Source organism: Treponema sp. R8-4-B8 (assembly GCF_054786175.1).
The window spans coordinates 39,739-58,388 of record NZ_BDHE01000483.1 but is presented as its reverse complement, the minus strand read 5'-3'; the positions used below and the strand labels follow the sequence as shown (position 1 = coordinate 58,388).

Genomic DNA, 18,650 nt, shown 5'->3' with positions numbered 1-18,650 from the left:
TCCTTCTTTTATTTTTATTAAACATATATTCTATTATATTATCTAAAGCGTGACTTCGTCAAACGGCGGCGCTTGTTCCAGTACTCTCGCGATTACGCGGTTGTTTTCAAGTAACAGATCGGGATCGTTTTCCATGATTGAAAACACGTCGTTTCTGGCTCTTTCTAAAATTTCCATGTCGCGGATTGGGTTAGCTATTCCAAGAACAAGGTAACCCGATTGCTCAGTACCCGCGATTTGTCCGGGGCCTCTTAATTTTAAATCTTCTTCCGCTATTACAAAGCCGTCGGTATTTTCCAGCATCACTTTTAAGCGGGTCTTGCCCTCATCGGTAAGCTCGTCTGAAAAAACAAGAAAACAATACGACTGCTCCTCTCCCCTGCCGACTCGACCGCGCAATTGATGAAGGGCGGATAATCCAAAACGCTCGGCGTGTTCAATAACCATGCATGCGGCGTTTGGCACGTCCACACCTACTTCTACAACGCTGGTCGCGGCAAGTATTTTTATCTCTCCTTTTCTAAAACCGTCCATTATCTGTTTTTTTTCTTCTTCGGGCAGTTTGGAGTGAATAAGGGAGGTTTTATATTTTGGGAAAACTTCCTCCTGTAGCCTTCGCGCCATTGATACTGCGTCTTTTATTTCCTCTCCGCCCTCAATTAACGGGTAGACAAAATAAGCCTGCCTGCCATTTTCTATCTCTTTGCGGACAAAATCATAAACCTTTTGTTCGTTTGACTCTTTAGCAAGATGTGTAATAACGGGTTTTCTTCCAACAGGCATGTCTTTTATCACAGTAACGTCCATATCGCCAAAAACCGTTAACGCCAAAGTGCGCGGAATGGGAGTCGCGCTCATCATCAATAGGCCGGGCTGCTCCCCCTTCGCCATGATAAGGGAACGCTGCGTTACGCCAAAACGATGCTGTTCGTCTATAACGACAAGTTTTAAATTTTTGTATTCGACATCTTTGGAAAAAAGAGCGTGAGTCCCGGCTATAATATCAATGTTTCCGGCGGCGAGGTTTTTTAGCAATTCTTTGCGCCCCTTCGACTTAACATTTCCGGTAAGAAAAGCTATTCTTATTCCAAGCGGTTCCAAAAGACGCGCCGCGTTTTCAGCGTGCTGGCGGGCAAGCAATTCCGTAGGAGCCATAATCGCCGCCTGCCCATTGTCTTCAACGGCGCATAACGCGGCTAAAAAAGACACTAAAGTTTTGCCGCATCCGACATCGCCCTGTAAAAGACGCGCCATTGGAATGTTAGATGACATATCACCGTTTATTTCCGTAACGGCGTTTTTTTGCCCCGCCGTTAAAGAAAAAGGAAGCCGTTCTATAAGGCGCTGTTGTAAAAGCGAAATATTTTCATTTTTGTTTTTATCGTTCGCCCGCTCAATTTTAATTCTGCTCTTCCTGTCTATCGCCCTGCGGACAACCATAACTTCCATGTAAAAAAGCTCTTCATAAATGAGCGTCTTTTTCGCCCTTTCAAGCATATCGGCGGAAGATGGAAAATGTATCTCTTTTACCGCCTGCGACTTTGATAAAAGATTTTCTTTCTCCATTATCGCTCTTGGAAGTTCGTTTTCCAAATCTTTAACATATTTATTTATGGCGCAAAGAATAAAACTTCGCATTTTCTTTTGAATAATGCCCGCCGTCAGCGGATAAACAGGCAGTATTTTTCCAAAATTCGCGCCCTTAGACGCAGGCTCTACTTCAAAAGAGCTTGACTGCAATTCGCCGTATTTATCTTTATATTTAAAACTGCCGCAAATCATATATTTTTGCCCTGTAATAAACAGTTTGTCAAGCTTTGGGCGTTTAAAACATAAAAGCACCGCCTGAGTATTTTCGTCTTCTATATAAATTTTTAGCGTTCTCATTCCGCCGAAACCTATCCATTCGCGCGCGAAAACTGTAACGACGGTACACACTTTGCCGCTTTTATACGCTTTTAACGGGACAATTTTCACGCGATCTTCCCAGTCGCGTGGATAGTGAAGAAGAAGATCCCTGACGGCGCGTATTCCAAGCCGCGCGAGTTTTTGCGCGAAGGAAGAGCCTACGCCGTTTATCGCGCTTACGGGTACTGACAAAGAACGAAGAAACATTATATCGGCAGCTTATAAAGAATACCGGAAAGTAAAAACACTATAAACTTTCCGCCGGCAAGTATTACAATTAAAAGTAATAACGATAATATTATTCCTTTTAAATAACCTCCTATTTTTTTGCCAAAAAAGATTCTGTTCATTCTATATAAGAGCGGCTGCGTGATGGAATCAATAATGCTCCAGAAAGGGCTGTAGATATTGCTGTTAATAAAATAACCTATAAGGCGTATGATAATTACGACAATAAAAAATCCTATAATAATAGAAAAAATATTCCATATTGACAATAGTAATTGGGCAAGTATAAATCCTAAAGTTATTCTTTCCGCTATTGATAGAATACGAAATATATTTTGAATAAAAGAAAGAAATACTATCGCTGGAATTACCGAAAAATCAAAAGCGCCAATGTTTAAACGTAATTTTTGCCTCCACCAGTCAAGATACGGGTCTGTAATTTTATTAAGAATTTCTACAGGTTTTCCGCCAACCATGCTTCCAAACCATGAAAATATTATTCGTATAAAAATAATTACTGAATAAATACCGGTTATTGCCGCCAAGAATCCAAAAATAAAACGCATTATTTCCTCCACGCTTCAGCGACGCACTTACACTGTTTTAAGCCTTCCATTACATATCCGTTACCTGACATATCCAATCCTGTCGCCGCCTTTACAATTTTTTCTTCGTTGTCAACTGGAATATGAATAAAAATGGTATTTGAACCTGAATTCTCCGCAAGATAATCGCGTAACTCCAACATTTCGACGCTGTTTCCCGACGCTCCTTTATTCAGTCTTATATGCACCTCGTCAATATGTTTTTCGGTAATTTTTACAAGATTGGGCTCGGGCGGTTTTTCGTTGGCAGCGGCTTTTTTCGCGGCGGTACGGCTTAAAAAAGCCAAATTTGCCAGACTTGAAACTTTAAAACTTACCTTTCCGGGTTTTTGTTCATTTTCCGGGTCTATGCTTCCTTTTAAGGCGATCATCTCATCAAGTTTAAGCAGATCGCGGCACTCGTCGTACACTTTGGAAAAAAACACAAGGTCAATTTCGCCTTCAAAATCCTGCAATGTCCCGAACGCCATGTCGTTTCCTTTTCTATCTTTATAATCCCTTATTGATTTTAATAAACCGATAACAGTATAATTGCCTTTTTTTGACTGTGTAATATAAGAACTTTTTAAATCTGCCATATAAAGCCATGTGATTTTATGCAATTTATTTTTTTCGTCTAATTCTTTAGCTTCATTTACGACTGACGCGACTTCCTGTTTGCTTATAACGCTGTCCGCCAAGAAACTGTACTTGTCTTTATCTTTTTGATAATCAATTTTTCCTTTTAATATGACGACAGAATCGTCCTTTACAATATTCTGACACCTTTCCCACGGACCCGAAAAAAACGTGACTTCAATCTCGCCGTTGTAATCTTCAAGAACAGCGAAAGCCATCTTGCCGCCTTTCGCGGTATTTATTTGTTTTATATTTTTAATTATTCCTACAAGAACGCAGTTTCCTGTTTTGTAAGTTTCAATTTGCCCAAGATTTACGCTGACAACATCCTGCCAAATTTCTTTATATTCGTCTAACGGATGGCCAGAAAAATAAAAACCAATCCGTTGTTTTTCAAGATTCAGTCTTTCGGCGCGGCTTACGGGAGGAAATTCCGTAAACTTAAAATCGGGCATATCGGCATCGTTTGAATTTTCAAATAGGTTAGACTGTCCAAGCTGTTTGTCCTCTTTTCTTTTTTGCGCGTATTCAATCGCTTTTTCCATATTGCCTGCAAGAGTCTCGCGCGAAATTTTAAAATCATCAAACGCTCCTGTTTGTATTAACAGTTCTATAACTTTTTTGCTTACGGCTTTTATATCTACCCTGTCCAAGAAATCCATAAAATTTTTATAATGGCCGTTTTTTCTTCCGCGTATAATTTCATCCGCCGGAGCGTCGCCTACGCCTTTAATTCCCAAAAAACCGTATACAATCCTTCCGTCCACTACCGTAAAAAATTTATCGGAATAATTTATATTTGGAGGATCGACGCTTATTCCCATTTTACGGGTTTCGACTATGCTGTCTAAGAGACTGTCGGCGCTTTTTATTTCTACTATTAACGTAGCCGCCATGTATTCCGCCGGGAAATTTGCTTTAAGGTAGGCGGTTTGATACGCTAAAACCGAATACGCGGCGGCGTGGCTCTTATTAAAACCGTAATCGGCGAACGGGACAAGCATGTCGTAAATCGCCCCCGCCCTCTGAGCGGAGTATCCTTGTTTCGCCGCGCCTTCCAAAAACGGAATTTTTTCTTTATCAATAACTTCCTTTTTCTTTTTACCCATGGCGCGGCGAAGAATATCCGCTTTTCCCATGCTGTAACCCGCTATTATCCTTGCCACCGCCATAACTTGTTCCTGATAGACAATAACGCCGTAAGTATCTTTAAGAATTCCTTCAAGGCTCGGATCGGGATATGAAATTGGCGCTTTGCCGTTTTTACAATCCACAAAGCGCTGCATAAACTGCATAGGCCCCGGACGGAACATCGCGTTTAAGGCCGTTAGGTCTTCTATTGACGTAGGGTTTGCCTGCTTCAGCATTTTCTGCATACCGTCTGAGGCAAACTGAAAAACGGAGTGGCTTTTTCCTTCACCTAACATTTTAAAAGTTTTTTTGTCATCTTCGGGAATATCTTCTACGTTAAAATTTGAATATTTGCCTCCGCGCCGCCTGATTAACTCTTGTGAGTGTTTAAGAATATCAAGGTTTTTTAGGCCGAGAAAATCCATTTTTACAAGGCCGCATCCTTCAAGAAAGTTCATGCTGTACTGCGTGGCGATATTGCCGCCCTTTTCTTCCCGTTCCTGATAGAGAGGCACCAATTCAATCAGCGGTTTCTTTCCGATGACGATACCGGCGGCGTGTATGCTTGAATGGCGGTTAAGGCCTTCCAATTTACGGGCAATGGAAAATAGTTCCGTAAAGCGGGGATCGCTTTCCATCTCACTAAGGCGCGGCTCTTTTTCTTTCGCTTTGTCCAATGTGATTTTTGGGTCGGAAGAGATAAGTTTTGTAATCATTTCCGATTCTGATATTGATATTCCCAATACTCTCGCCACGTCCTTGATTACCGCTTTCGCGCCCAATGTCCCGAATGTGATTATCTGCGCCACCCTTTCCTTTCCGTATTTGCGCGTAACATAATTTATTACTTCTTCGCGCCCTTCATTGGCGAAATCAATGTCAAAATCGGGCATGGAAATACGCTCGGGGTTTAAAAAGCGTTCAAATAAAAGCCCGTATTTTAAAGGATCAATGTCGGTAATTCGCAGGGAATAAGCGACAATCGAACCCGCTCCCGAACCGCGCCCAGGCCCTACGGGAATATTCTGCTCTTTCGCGTATTTTATAAAATCCCAGACAATTAAGAAATAACCCGTATACCCCATCTTAATTATCGTATCAAGCTCATACTCCGCCCTTTCTTTTATTTTTTCCCATTTATTTAAATCACTTTCTTTTACTTTCGCATAACGCTTCTGTAGTCCTTCTTCCGTTAGGTGCCTTAAAAACTCGCTCGGTTCTTTAAAATCTTCTGGGATTTTAAATTCTGGAAGGTACTGCGGCAAATCTTTAGTTTCTATTTTCGGCACATCCGCGTCGCATCTCCGCGCGATTTTTACCGTATTCTCAATAGCCTGAGGATAATCGGCAAAAATTTCCGCCATTTCATCGCCTGTTTTAAAATAAAACTGATCCCCGTAATATTTTTTCCGTTTTTCTTCAGTGCGTACTTTTCCCGTTCCAATGCAAAGAAGAACGTCATGCGAAATATAATCGTCCTTTTCAAGATAATGAACGTCGTTTGTGGCGACAAGGGGAATATCGGTCTTTTTGGAAATATCAATAACAATTTCGTTAATTTCTTTTTGAGACAGATTGCCGCCCCTTAAGCTGCCGGACGGAATGCCGTGATCCTGTATCTCAAGATAAAAATTGGGGTTTCCGTCTTTATCTTTGCCAAAAAGATCTCTGTAATAAACGGCTTTTTTTTCAGCCTCATCAATTTTACCCGCCTGAATGAGGCGCGGAATTTCACCAGAAGCGCAGGCGGAGAGCGCGATAAGCCCTTCGTGGTATTTTGATAAAAGCTCCTCGTCTATCCTCGGCCTGTAATAAAAACCTTCCGTGTACGCGTAAGAGCATAATTTTACAAGGTTAAAATAACCTTCGCGGTTATAGGCAAGAAGCACAAGATGGTAATATTTATTTTCGTTTTCAGAACCTTTTTTTTCATGGCGCGAGCCGGGAGAAACATAGACTTCGCAGCCGATTATCGGTTTTACGGGCCTTTCCCGTTTTTTACCGCAGGCGGCGATAAAATCCATCGCGCCAAACATATTCCCGTGATCAGTAAGCGCTAGATGAGTCATCCCCAGTTTTTCCGCCTTGTCCGCCAACGACTTTACGGAGACTGACGCGTCCGCCAGCGAATAGTCAGAATGAACGTGGAGATGTATGAATTCGGTCATTTGTAAGATGATAGCCTAAAATTGGAAGATAAACAAGGGTAAATTCATTAACCACTGAGGACGCGCGGTTTTTACGGTTGAATATCAGGCAAGCTATTATTCGCCATCCGGTCTTTTATTAGCGGTTGTAACTGCCACTTTATAAGCGCCATAATAATCTAACCCCAGATATGGACATACTCTAAGATACACTGTGCCGCTTTGACTGGCAATAAACGATTCTGAGGTAAATATACCGGAGCCGTCATCGCTTTCCTCAAAGATAACCGTTCCTGTTTTGCTTCCATATCTTGCGTCTAACATTATATCCGCATATCCGCTGCCACCCACCACCGAAGGAGAATCATTATCCTTTACCCAAACGTAGTATGTTGTTCCGGAAGTTACTTTGAACGTATACCATGTTTCGCTGTAAGCGCCGGCAATATTGCCTTCAGCGGACCATGCACCTACAGTTAAAGGGATGGGCGTTGTGTCCGCAGGCGCATTACTTTTAAATTGAAGCCATGTTAAATTAACATTTATCTGAGCCGCGGGTATGGACACGGTTGAAGCCGTATTTCCAATATACAATGGATCGCTTATTGATAGCGCGTTTTCAGATATAAGAATATTAATTATATAATTCCCGCTTCCATTCCACGGATTTTCAGTTGAAAAATCTAATAAAAAGAATGTTGTTGAAGCGCCGCTTATAGTTTTAATACAATGTGCGGCATAATTTCTATCGTTTAATGATGATTTTAAAAGTAACGACGCGTACTTGCCATTGTAGGCGGAAGGTATATTTTTAATTGTTACTGACTTAGCGGGAATATTTCCCGCGCTATTGAATGAATCCCATTCTATAACGGTAGTTGTCACAGTTACGGCAGTTAAAGCTGTTGTTCCATAATACAATGAATAGGCCATTGATTCATCTTCAGATATAATAATCTCAATTATATAATTTCCGATTCCATTCCACGGAGTGTCAGTTTCCCAATCTGACAAAGGGAATGTAGTTGAAGCGCCGGTTATAGCCGTAGAACAATACGCGGCATAATTTCTATCGCTTAATGATGTTAAATATAATGACGCATACTTGCCTTTATAGGCGGATGGTATGCCGGGAACCGCAATAAACTTTTTAAATGTATTTTCCGAATTATTTAGGTCCGTCCGATCGTTGTTTGATATATAACAAGCCGATAAAGAAAATCCGATTATCACAGTTAAGGTGACAATTCCAAAAAATTTGAACATATTTTTCATAAATAGACTTCCTTAGTTGATAATATATCACAAAGAAAGGAAAAAATCAACATTATAAATTGTTTTAGCGCATAAGATGACAATTCAAATTTGTTATTTGGCACATTCTTACTTGACAAATCCCAATAATAACGACAAAAATACAATAAATAATATGAAACGCAAATTTTTCTATATATTACCGATATTGCTTGTTTTTATTTCGGCTTCCGCTTTCGCGCAAAGCTCTCTTTTCAAACCATTTACATTTTTTCGCCATATCCAAACGGAGCATTTCGATATTATCTTTCCAAAAGAATCTGAGCCATCCGCCCGCCTTTTAGCCTCTTTCGCCGACCGCGTGTACGAGCATGTAAGCTCTTTGCTTGGCATAGAAGTTTACAGGCGAATTCCAGTAACTCTTACTCCCCATACGGATTCGTTCAACGGTTATTATAATATTTTCTTTAATCATATTATGCTTTTTGATACGCCGATGGACGTTGAATGGACCAATTTTAAAAATAACCTTGAGAGCCTTTTTCTCCATGAATTGACCCACGCGGTTTCTATGAACACAAAATCGCCGTTTCACGAAACCATGTACCGTATTTTTGGATGGGATATTCCCGCTTACATAAACGCGCCGTTATTTATGGTGGAAGGAGTAACCGTCAGTTTTGAAAGCCTTGACGGTTCAGGCAGGGCAAACGATCCCCGCACTAGACAATATCTTAGGCAAGCGGTACATGAAGATAAATTCCTAACTCCTTTTCAGGCTTCCGGCGTTTATGATCGCCAAATCCGTCCCAGCGGATACTGGTATGAATATGGCGGGCTTTTTTCCGCGTGGCTTCAGCAAAATTATGGAATGGAAAAATACTCCGAGCTATGGAAAGAAATGGGAAACAGCTCTGGATTTTCTTTCATTGTATACCGCTCCGGTTTTTATCGGATTTTTAAAAAGGTGTACGGCATTGATTTTACGGATGAATGGAAAAAATTTGGCGCTTCGCTTAAATTGGACGGACTGGAAATCAACGAAGACGAGCTTTCTTCAAAGAAGTACGCTTATTATTCTGAAAGAGAATATTTTATCAACTGCTTAACGGCAAGAGGAAACAACCTTTACTTTATTGAAAGCTCAGAAGCGAAAATAGGCGTTTATGACGCTTTGACCGGAAAGACAAAAACTTTTAACGCGGCTTCTGGCGTCTATGATATTGACGTTTCCGCAGACGGAAAAAATATGCTGTTGTCAGGATACCGTTATATTGAGGACAGGGCTTTAGCGGTTGTTACGGAACATAAAACAAATAACGGATTGATAACCGGCAGGACTGTTAAAGGACTTTACAAGGCGCGTTATTTCAGGGATGGAGTTATAGGGATTCGTTCCGTATTGCACAATAATTGCGTCGTTTTTGAAAAATTTGGCGGCAAAAGCGAAGTTCTTTTTATGGGTAACGAAAAACTTATGTTTTCAGGCCCTCAAGCCCTTGACGATGAGCGGATTGTCTTTATCGCTTCGCGTGATGGCAAAAGGGAATTATGGCTCTTCAATTATGTTTCGCGGGAACTTTTTAAAATTGAAAACTCTCAGGAGAATAATGATAATTGGGCATATATGCGGGATTTAAACGTTTCACAAGGGAAAATATTTTTTATTTTTAATTCTGATGACCGTATGTATAAACTTGGGATGATCGATCTTGAAACAATGCGGGCGGTTTTTAGCGGCAGGGACTTTTCAGGCGGCATTTTTAACCCTGTTTCCGCAGACGGCGCAGTTTACTATCTTGCGGAATTTGTTTCACGTAACAGCCTTATGCGCTTTCCTGAACCTGCCGATTCCCTTTCCGGCGATATCATTAATTTGCAACTGACAAAACTGGACAATGAAAATTACGAGACTGCTTCTAATCCGCCGTATACGGGCCAGCCTAAACCATACTCAGGATTGTCTTATTTGAATCCGTTCAGGTTATGGTTGCCTTTGCCTTTGATCAGGGCGGATGAAGAAGGGTATGTAAGATTTGACGGCGCCGGAATCTTTTCGGTAATAGCGGATCCCATGGATACAAACATGGTTTTTTTAATGGCTTATGCCGATCTTTACTATCAAATGGCGATGATAGAGCAGTTTTCCTGGCAAAATACAAGCATGGGTTTTCCTCTTACGGTAAACCTTTTTGATCAAGTAATGGAGGAGTCAAAAGATAATATATACCGTTATACCAACGCAAGCCTGTCTGTCGGCATAAACTGGATAAGAGATCAGTGGGACAATCAAGTAACGCTGGGCTGCGGTTATTACCGTACCGCGGGTTTTGAAGAAGGAAAAAGCGCTTATGAGTGGGAAGAAGCGGGAAGCGGTTTCTTTATACAAACAGGCTTTACATTTTCGTACCGCGCGTTAAGTTTGCAATTTAGCGGCGAAACCCCCGTAGACAGTTTTGATCCGCGCGTTGACATGATTTTTCGCGCAAACACAAAAACCAGATTTCCCATTTCTTTTACTTTTTTTGGCGCTTATGACGCGAGCGGAATGGATCTGCACGGCGTGTCAAGCGTTTTTGGCGCGACGGCAATTGACGATGTTGTTTTAAAAGAATACCTCAACTACTCAGGTCTTGAGCTTTTCTGGCTTGGCGGCGCCGAGATAGCGGTTGGTTTATTTTCTTTTGATATTCAAAAAAATCTTTCCCATCTTTACTTTAATAAAGTTTCCGGCAGTCTCTCGTTAAGAAACCAAATTTATGACTGCGGCGGCCATCCTGACGCGGAAGGAATTGAGATAAACGACCTGCGTCTTATACAGTCTTTAGGATTTAAAGTCGGCATGAAAATATCTTTTTTCCCGATAATAAAAATTCCCCTGTCCATTGAACCGTTTATTTTTAGCGCGTGGAAATTTTCCAACACTATTACCGGAAAAGAATATCCTTTTTTCATTAATATTGGGATAAACGCGTCATTTTAGATTGACTCTTTATCAAAAATGATTTATAATATTTTTAGGTAATGGTAACAATGAATTCAATAAAAGCTGAAATCAGCAAAGAAAAGGCGAGTAAAAAAATAATTTACTCATTTGAAGTTAATAATGACGCTTTTAAGGCTTATTATTTTCCAGGAAAAAAATCCACATTGGAAATTTCGCATAATGGCTCTTCGCTTGGAACAATAGATAATCCAAAAGCAAAATCAGAATATACGGTAAATTCTGAAACAAAACCGGTAAAAATTACGGCGTGGATAGACAATAAGTTATCGCTTGCCTCATTTTTAGGGAAAGTAAAAGGCATTGGAATTGAAGTTGACGGGCGTCCTGTTCAAAATACGGTGAGCGACCCTGAAACTCATATTAATATCGGGAGATCAGGCCTTTACATTCTTTTGTTTTTTTTAATCATAAAGTCCGCTTGGACATATTACTCTTCCTATAAAAATTATGAATACCATATTGTTTCAATAATATCAAGCTCGATATATTTTATTCCGTTTATATATGTTTTAATATTAACAATAAAATATAAAACATGGACGACGCTCGCGATAATTTCAGGCGTTATTTTAACTGCATTGGAAATGATTGATTATATAATAGGAATACCCGCAAGCGTAACTTCCACTGGAAGCAGTTTCGTAGTATGGATAATTATACGATTAAGCGCCTTATATGTGTTGTGCAATGCTTTTATATGGAGGCGCAAACAATTACGTAATAGTCAGAATCTGAATAATCAACTATAATATATCCATGAATAATAAATTTTTATCTGTTTTTAGGCGCCTGTTTTTGGTAACTCTCGCGGGCGTATTAATGTCGATTAATATTAAAACATTCGTCCATGCCGGAGAGCTTATTCCCGGCGGGTTTACCGGGCTTTCCCTTCTGCTTCAAAAAATATGCCTGCGATTTGGAAACTTCAATCTGCCCTTTAGCCTGCCGTACTATATTTTAAACTCCGTACCCGCGATTATTAGTTTTAAATTCATCGGGAAAAAATTTACCATTTATTCTTTGATTACCATTATTATTACGGGCGTGCTTGCCGACTCTATGCCTTCAATGTTCATTGAAGCGATTAAAGTGCATGACACCCTGCTTTCGGCGGTATTTGGCGGGGCTTTAAACGGGCTTGGCATCGCCCTGTGCCTTTATGCCGACGCCACATCCGGCGGCAGCGATTTTATCGCGATTTTTATTTCCGAAAGATACCGCAAGGACGCGTGGAATTACATCTTTATAGCGAATTGCGTTATTCTGGCGGTGGCAGGCGCCCTTTTCGGTCTGGACAAGGCTTTGTACTCCATAATTTTTCAGTTCACGACCACAGTCGCGCTGGAAACCCTTTACCGTAATTATCAGCAAAGAACTCTTCTTATTATTACCAACAAGCCGGATGTAATTTTCTCCGTTATCAACGAAAAAACCCATCACGGCGCCACTTGTTTTGAAGGCTTTGGCAGTTATGAAAAGAAAAGCCGTACTTTGCTTTATTCCGTAGTAACCGCCAGCCAGGTAAAATCCCTAATCCCAGCGATAAGGCAAATTGACGAAAAAGCCTTTATCAACGTGCTAAAAACAGATCAACTTAACGGGAGATTTTATCAAAAACCTTTTGATTAATTCGCCAAGATCTCTCACAAAGAACACAAAGGAAGGAGTGAAAAGAAGTGAGCAGTGAGCAGTGAGCAATGTTTTTGTTCGAAATCTTAGCTTGGGCTTTAGATAAGATAGCGGACAAAAACCCCACTCCCTACTCCCTACTCCCCACTCCCTAGAATCTTGATAAATTTCTTGCGAAAAAATTTAATTTCCCTATTGCATTAATTTTACATTTTTGCTAGAATTGTAATATCTATTTAAGCAGAGGATAAATGTTGAAAAAGGTGGGACAGCTTAACAGGCTTTATAACTCAAATTTTAGCGCGGCTTTAGGGCGCGTATTTTCCTCTATTCCCGTCATATTTGTAGTAATTCTCGTAGTAATTATTAGCCGGTAAGGGCACGGGGTTCCTTTTTAGGAAAATCCGCAGCCTTTACCGGGTTTCTCAAGTTCTGGAGTGGGTAAGACCCATTACGGGATTGGTATATAGGAGGTTTTTATGGCACGTATGTATTACGAAAAGGACTGCGATCTAGGAGCGCTTAAAAGCAAAACCATCGCGGTAATTGGTTACGGTTCGCAGGGACACGCCCATGCCCTGAACATGAAGGAGTCCGGGCTAAATGTGATTGTCGGCCTTTACGAGGGGTCAAAATCATGGAAGAAGGCGGAAGAGGCTGGCTTTAAGGTGATGACCGCTAAAGACGCGGCGCAGGCGGCGGATTTTATTATGATCTTGATTAACGATGAAAAGCAGGCCGCTCTTTACAGGGAATCAATCGCGCCCGCTCTTAAAAAGGGAAAAACTCTTTCCTTCGCCCACGGGTTTAACATTCACTTCGGGCAGATTGTACCGCCGCCCGATGTCAACGTTGTGATGATTGCCCCTAAGGGGCCTGGCCACACCGTGCGCGAGCAGTACAAGAACGGCGCGGGCGTTCCCTGCCTTATAGCGATTCATCAGGACGCGGACGGAAACGCTAAGAAATTGGCATTGGCTTATGCGGCGGGAATTGGCGGCGCGAGAGCGGGAGTTTTGGAAACAACTTTTAAGGAAGAAACAGAGACTGACCTTTTTGGAGAGCAGGCCGTCCTATGCGGCGGAGTTTCCGCGCTGATGAAAGCGGGTTACGAGGTGCTTGTGGAAGCGGGCTATCAGCCTGAGAGCGCCTATTTTGAAGTAATGCACGAGATGAAGCTTATCATCGATCTTGTAAACAGGGGTGGGCTTTCCTTTATGCGCTATTCAATCTCGGACACTGCGGAATACGGCGACTATGTTATCGGGCCGAAGATCATTACCGAGGATACAAAGAACACGATGCGGCAGGTGTTAAAGAATATTCAGAACGGAAGTTTCGCGCGGGACTGGATACTTGAAAATCAGGTGAACCGCCCATTCTTTAACCGCATGAGGGCGATTGAGGCTGAGCACCCAATTGAGAAAACAGGAAACGAGCTTCGCGCCATGATGCCTTGGTTAAAGAAAAACGAGGAAAAATAAATAAATGAGTAATGAGGAGCGGTCAAATTTAATACCGCTGGAAATTCTGGACACTACCCTTAGGGACGGCGCTCAGGGGGAAGGCATAACTTTTTCAGCGCAGGACAAACTCGACGTGGTTCGCGCTTTGGACGATTTGGGAATCACATGGATCGAGGCGGGGAATCCGGGAAGCAATCCAAAAGATATGGAATTTTTCCGTCTTGCCGCGAGTCTCAACCTTAAACACGCAAAACTCTGCGCCTTTGGCCCTACCCGAAAAAAGGGAGCCAAGGCAAGTGAAGATTCAGGCTTGCTTAGCCTGCTTGACGCGCAGACCCAGGCGGTGACGATCTTCGGCAAGAGTTGGGACTTTCATGTTTCTGAAGTGCTGCGCGTCAGTCCTGAAGAAAATCTTGCCATGATTGCGGAAACAATTACGTTCCTTAAAGAAAAAGGTCGGCAGGTTTTTTTCGACGCGGAACATTTTTTTGACGGCTGGAAAACAAATCCCGAATACGCCCTTACTACTCTAAAGACAGCGATGACAGCGGGAGCGGAACGCGTCATACTGTGCGATACAAACGGTGGCGCGTTTCCCGACACAATAGAGAAGGCTGTTAAGGAAGCGTTAAAAATTTTCGATAGCACAGGCGGTTCTTCTTGTATTCTAGGCATTCACGCGCATAACGACGCTGACATGGCGAGCGCGAACACTATTACCGCCGTCCTTGCAGGATGCCGCCATGTTCAGGGAACATTAGTCGGCTTCGGAGAGCGATGCGGCAACACAAGCCTTGCGGCGGTTATGCCGAGCCTTGAACTTAAACTTGGTTTCCGCTGTCTGCCTGAGGGAAAGATGGAACGTCTTTCCGAGATAACGCAGATTGTCGCGGAGACTGCCAATGTCGCGGTTCCCGGCAATATGCCCTATGTGGGAAGCCATGCGTTTACGCATAAGGCGGGAATGCACGCGGATGGAATTTTAAAGGTGAGCAAGTCCTTTGAACATATCGACCCTTCCCTTGTCGGGAATGACCGTCATATTGTGATGAGCGAAGTCGGCGGACGCTCCGCAATAGCGCAGAGGGCGAAAAAGATCGACGCTTCCATTACAAGGGATCATCCTGTTACAATCGCTCTTGCACAAAAACTAAAAACTCTCGAGGCGGAGGGCTGGCAGTTTGAAGGAGCGGACGGCAGTTTCGATCTTTTGGTTCGCAGAGAACTTGGCCGTTACAAGCCGCTGTTTAACATCGAAGCTTACCGCGTCGTCAGTGAACATCCAACGGGGGAAACAATCGCCTGTTCCCACGCGTGGGTTAAAGTGCTTGTTGACGGTCAGGAAGAGATAGCCGCCGCCGAAGGAGACGGGCCTGTCAACGCGATGGACGGCGCTCTGCGTAGGGCGTTGAAACATTTTTACCCGGAACTGAAAGAAGTTCGCCTTACCGATTACAAGGTCAGGGTAATTGACGGCAGCGCCGCGACCGCTGCAAAGGTACGCGTGCTTATTTCGTCTTCAGACGGCAAACAAAGCTGGACAACGGTAGGAGTTTCGGAAGACATCATTGACGCGAGCCGCGCTGCGCTTGTGGATTCTATTGAATACAAATTAATTGACGATATAGAACGCCGTTTCAAGGCGTATCTTTAGGCGTTTATGACATGGGGGAGGTCCAGTGAATAGTAGTTAGTGGTTAGCAGATAGTTTGTGTTGTTAGTAAGCTAAGAGTATTGGCAACAAGCTCATTTTACTAACAATAACACTAATTACTATCCACTAAATACTAACCACTTCCTTAGATAAGGAAGGAAAAGGAGAGAAAATGAAATTTTCAGTTGCGGTTATTCCAGGAGACGGGATAGGGCCGGAAGTGATAGCGCCGACTCTTGAAGCGCTTGACGCGGTGGGGGACAAGTACGGCCATATATTCAACTATGTCGAACTTGAGGCGGGCGGGCTTGCCATTGATCACAGCGGGGAGCCGCTTCCACAGGAAACGCTTGAGGCTGCGAAGCAGTGTGACGCGCTTCTTTTGGGAGCGGTCGGCGGCCCTAAGTGGGATTCGCTTCCAGGGCATTTGCGTCCTGAAAGAGCGTTGTTAGGGCTTCGCGCAGGGCTTGGAGTTTTCGCTAATCTTCGTCCAGCGGCTTTACTACCCCAGTTAAAATCAGCCTGCCCTATTAAAGACGAAGTGCTAATAGCGAGTAATAGCGAAGGAAAGGCCGCTTTCGATTTATTGATTGTTAGGGAACTGACGGGAGGGCTTTACTTTGGCAAGCGCGGTCGGTTGGATGAGCCTTCAAACGGCCACAGTCCCGGCGCGGCTTTTGACACTGAAACATATTCTTGGATGGAGATTGAACGGGTACTCCGAGCGGGTTATGAAGCGGCGGCTGCGCGGCGGAAAAAACTCTGCGTAGTGGACAAGGCAAACGTGCTTGAGTCATCCCGTCTTTGGCGCGAAGTCGCGGCTGTTGTTTCAAAGGACTATCCTAACATAGAGACAAGTTATCTCTACGTTGACAACGCCGCCATGCAGTTGATACGCGCTCCTGGGCAATTCGACGTAATCGTAACGTCAAATCTTTTTGGAGACATACTTTCCGACGAGGCATCAGTGCTTACAGGCTCAATCGGAATGTTGGCCTCGGCAAGCCTCGGCGAAAAAACGCTAACCGGAACAAGGCCGGGAATGTACGAGCCTATTCACGGCTCCGCACCCGACATCGCCGGCAAAGACATCGCCAATCCGCTTGCGACTATTCTTTCTGCGGCGATGATGCTCCGCTACTCATTCGGTCTTGAGAAGGAAGCGGCGGCTATTGAAACAGCGGTTAATCATGTGCTTGATCATGGACTGCGGACGGGGGACATTGCTAGTCGAAGCGGAACAGCAAACAGTACCGCGGCTTTAAACGTGGAAAAAATAGTGGGTACTAAAGAAATGGGCGGGGCTGTACTCAAAGCATTGGAGAAATTATGAAAAGCGATTCTGTAAACAAGGGCATTGCCCGTTCCCCACATCGCGCGTTATTTAAGGCGTTGGGATTCATCGACGAAGAATTTAAAAGGCCGCTCATCGGGGTTGCCTGCGCTAAGAGCGAAATAGTTCCCGGTCATCTGCACCTTGACAACATTTCTCGCGCAGTTGCGGATGGAATTCGCATGGCAGGCGGAGCGCCAGTCATTTTTCCTGTAATCGGAGTGTGCGACGGGATAGCGATGGGGCATGAGGGAATGAAGTACTCCCTGCCGACACGGGAGCTAATCGCCGACTCGGTTGAGTGTATGGCGATAGCCCACGCTTTTGACGCCCTTGTCTTTATCCCAAACTGTGACAAAATAATTCCCGGTATGCTGATGGCATCTGCCCGTCTTAACCTTCCTTCCGTTTTTGTTTCAGGCGGACCGATGCTTGCCGGGCGCAAGGACGGAAAACCACTGACGCTTACCACCATGTTTGAAGCGGTAGGCGCTGTCGCCGCTGGAAAAATCAGCGAACAGGAACTTGAAGAACTTGAAAACCTCGCCTGTCCGGGATGCGGTTCGTGCTCAGGAATGTTCACCGCAAACTCGATGAACTGCGTAACCGAAGCGCTTGGTATGGCTCTGCCTGGTAACGGCACTATTCCCGCAGTAATGGCGGAGCGTATCCGCCTCGCAAAAAAAACCGGTATGCTAATCATGGACGTTCTTAAAAAAGATCTGCGTCCCAAAGCCATACTTACGCAAGCGACATTTATGAACGCCCTCGCCCTCGACATGGCGCTTGGCTGTTCTACAAATACCGCTCTCCATCTTCCCGCCGTCGCGGGGGAGGCCGGCGTTAAACTCGATCTGGAGCTTCTTAACAAGGTAAGCGCGGTAACCCCTAACCTTTGCCGCCTTGCCCCCGCGGGAAAAGACGTAATAGAAGACTTGCACTCAGCCGGTGGAATTCCCGCAGTCTTAAAAGAACTCTCTAAAAAGAACCTTGTCGATCTTAAAGCCGCCACAGTATACGGCTGTCTTGGAGACGCGTTGATCAAGGCGGAAAATAAAAATCCCGAAGTCATAAGGCCGATTGAAAATCCCTACTCCGCGACAGGAGGGCTTGCCGCGCTGAAGGGAAATATCGCTAAGGACGGCTGCGTTGTAAAGCGAAGCGCGGTAGCGGTTTCCATGTTAAAACACGAAGGCCCGGCAAGAGTCTTCGATTCCGAGGAAACGGCGTTCGACGCGATCATGGGGAAAAAAATTAACGCGGGGGATGTCGTCGTTATCCGTTACGAGGGGCCAAAAGGCGGTCCCGGCATGAAAGAGATGCTCGCGCCCACGGCTGCGCTTGCCGGCATGGGTCTTGACGACAAAGTCGCCCTGATTACGGACGGGCGTTTCTCCGGCGCATCCAAGGGCGCGTCTATCGGACACGTATCGCCTGAGGCGGCAACCGGCGGAAACATCGGAATCATCAATGAAGGAGACATAATCGCGATTGACATTGACGGGCTTTCTATAAACGTGAAGATAAGCGATGAAGAGATCGCGCGGCGGCGTAAAGACTGGAAGCCTCTATCAAAAACAAATACAGGTTACCTTGCCCGCTATGCCGCGCAAGTCGGTTCCGCCGCGCAAGGCGCGGTTTTTAATCCGCGGCCGCGTGAAGGAAATTAA

Annotated in this window: 11 protein-coding genes; 7 read left to right on the top strand and 4 right to left on the bottom strand. The window is 44.0% G+C overall.

Annotation, left to right across the window (positions count from 1 at the left end):
- Nucleotides 1–42 precede the first annotated feature (42 nt).
- The 4 genes from recG to ACYVRA_RS10995 form a co-directional block, all read right to left on the bottom strand.
- The gene (recG, locus tag ACYVRA_RS11010; protein WP_461252753.1) at nt 43–2,115 is read right to left on the bottom strand and encodes an ATP-dependent DNA helicase RecG; all 2,073 of its coding nucleotides are present in this window, start codon (nt 2,113–2,115) and stop codon (nt 43–45) included.
- Nucleotides 2,115–2,702 carry a YggT family protein gene (locus tag ACYVRA_RS11005; RefSeq protein WP_461252752.1) on the bottom strand — a complete coding sequence of 196 codons (588 nt, stop codon included), beginning with the start codon at nt 2,700–2,702 and terminating at the stop codon, nt 2,115–2,117. The genes recG and ACYVRA_RS11005 overlap by 1 nt, the downstream gene beginning before the upstream one ends.
- The gene (gene dnaE, locus ACYVRA_RS11000) at nt 2,702–6,658 is read right to left on the bottom strand and encodes a DNA polymerase III subunit alpha (protein WP_461252751.1); all 3,957 of its coding nucleotides are present in this window, start codon (nt 6,656–6,658) and stop codon (nt 2,702–2,704) included. Before dnaE ends, ACYVRA_RS11005 begins: the two co-directional genes overlap by 1 nt.
- 96 nt (nt 6,659–6,754) lie before the next feature.
- Nucleotides 6,755–7,912: a hypothetical protein gene (locus ACYVRA_RS10995; RefSeq protein ID WP_461252750.1), complete on the bottom strand. Its 1,158-nt coding sequence runs from the start codon at nt 7,910–7,912 to the stop codon at nt 6,755–6,757.
- A 154-nt stretch (nt 7,913–8,066) separates the two neighbouring features.
- Between ACYVRA_RS10995 and ACYVRA_RS10990 the strand changes: the two genes are divergently transcribed.
- The 7 genes from ACYVRA_RS10990 to ilvD all read left to right on the top strand — a co-directional run bounded on the left by ACYVRA_RS10990 (nt 8,067) and on the right by ilvD (nt 18,650).
- Nucleotides 8,067–10,874 carry a hypothetical protein gene (locus ACYVRA_RS10990; RefSeq protein WP_461252749.1) on the top strand — a complete coding sequence of 936 codons (2,808 nt, stop codon included), beginning with the start codon at nt 8,067–8,069 and terminating at the stop codon, nt 10,872–10,874.
- Nucleotides 10,875–10,915: 41 nt separating this feature from the next.
- Nucleotides 10,916–11,647: a hypothetical protein gene (locus ACYVRA_RS10985; RefSeq protein WP_461252748.1), complete on the top strand. Its 732-nt coding sequence runs from the start codon at nt 10,916–10,918 to the stop codon at nt 11,645–11,647.
- Nucleotides 11,648–11,654: 7 nt separating this feature from the next.
- A complete protein-coding gene (locus tag ACYVRA_RS10980) occupies nt 11,655–12,527 on the top strand; it encodes a YitT family protein (RefSeq protein WP_461252747.1) in 873 nt (290 codons plus the stop codon).
- Nucleotides 12,528–13,006: 479 nt separating this feature from the next.
- Nucleotides 13,007–14,011: a ketol-acid reductoisomerase gene (gene ilvC, locus ACYVRA_RS10975; protein ID WP_461252746.1), complete on the top strand. Its 1,005-nt coding sequence runs from the start codon at nt 13,007–13,009 to the stop codon at nt 14,009–14,011.
- Nucleotides 14,012–14,015: 4 nt separating this feature from the next.
- Complete coding sequence (gene cimA, locus ACYVRA_RS10970; protein WP_461252745.1) at nt 14,016–15,647, top strand: citramalate synthase; 1,632 nt, start codon at nt 14,016–14,018, stop codon at nt 15,645–15,647.
- A gap of 172 nt (nt 15,648–15,819) precedes the next feature.
- Complete coding sequence (leuB, locus tag ACYVRA_RS10965; RefSeq protein WP_461252744.1) at nt 15,820–16,980, top strand: 3-isopropylmalate dehydrogenase; 1,161 nt, start codon at nt 15,820–15,822, stop codon at nt 16,978–16,980.
- A complete protein-coding gene (gene ilvD / locus ACYVRA_RS10960; protein ID WP_461252743.1) occupies nt 16,977–18,650 on the top strand; it encodes a dihydroxy-acid dehydratase in 1,674 nt (557 codons plus the stop codon). The genes leuB and ilvD overlap by 4 nt, the downstream gene beginning before the upstream one ends.

Coding starts and splice junctions, on each gene's coding strand:
- ACYVRA_RS10985 (WP_461252748.1), top strand. CDS start 10,916: ATGGTAACAATGAATTCAATAAAAGCTGAAATCAGCAAAGAAAAGGCG.
- cimA (WP_461252745.1), top strand. CDS start 14,016: ATGAGTAATGAGGAGCGGTCAAATTTAATACCGCTGGAAATTCTGGAC.
- ACYVRA_RS11005 (WP_461252752.1), bottom strand. CDS start 2,702: ATGCGTTTTATTTTTGGATTCTTGGCGGCAATAACCGGTATTTATTCA.
- leuB (WP_461252744.1), top strand. CDS start 15,820: ATGAAATTTTCAGTTGCGGTTATTCCAGGAGACGGGATAGGGCCGGAA.
- dnaE (WP_461252751.1), bottom strand. CDS start 6,658: ATGACCGAATTCATACATCTCCACGTTCATTCTGACTATTCGCTGGCG.
- ACYVRA_RS10990 (WP_461252749.1), top strand. CDS start 8,067: ATGAAACGCAAATTTTTCTATATATTACCGATATTGCTTGTTTTTATT.
- ACYVRA_RS10995 (WP_461252750.1), bottom strand. CDS start 7,912: ATGAAAAATATGTTCAAATTTTTTGGAATTGTCACCTTAACTGTGATA.
- recG (WP_461252753.1), bottom strand. CDS start 2,115: ATGTTTCTTCGTTCTTTGTCAGTACCCGTAAGCGCGATAAACGGCGTA.
- ilvC (WP_461252746.1), top strand. CDS start 13,007: ATGGCACGTATGTATTACGAAAAGGACTGCGATCTAGGAGCGCTTAAA.
- ilvD (WP_461252743.1), top strand. CDS start 16,977: ATGAAAAGCGATTCTGTAAACAAGGGCATTGCCCGTTCCCCACATCGC.
- ACYVRA_RS10980 (WP_461252747.1), top strand. CDS start 11,655: ATGAATAATAAATTTTTATCTGTTTTTAGGCGCCTGTTTTTGGTAACT.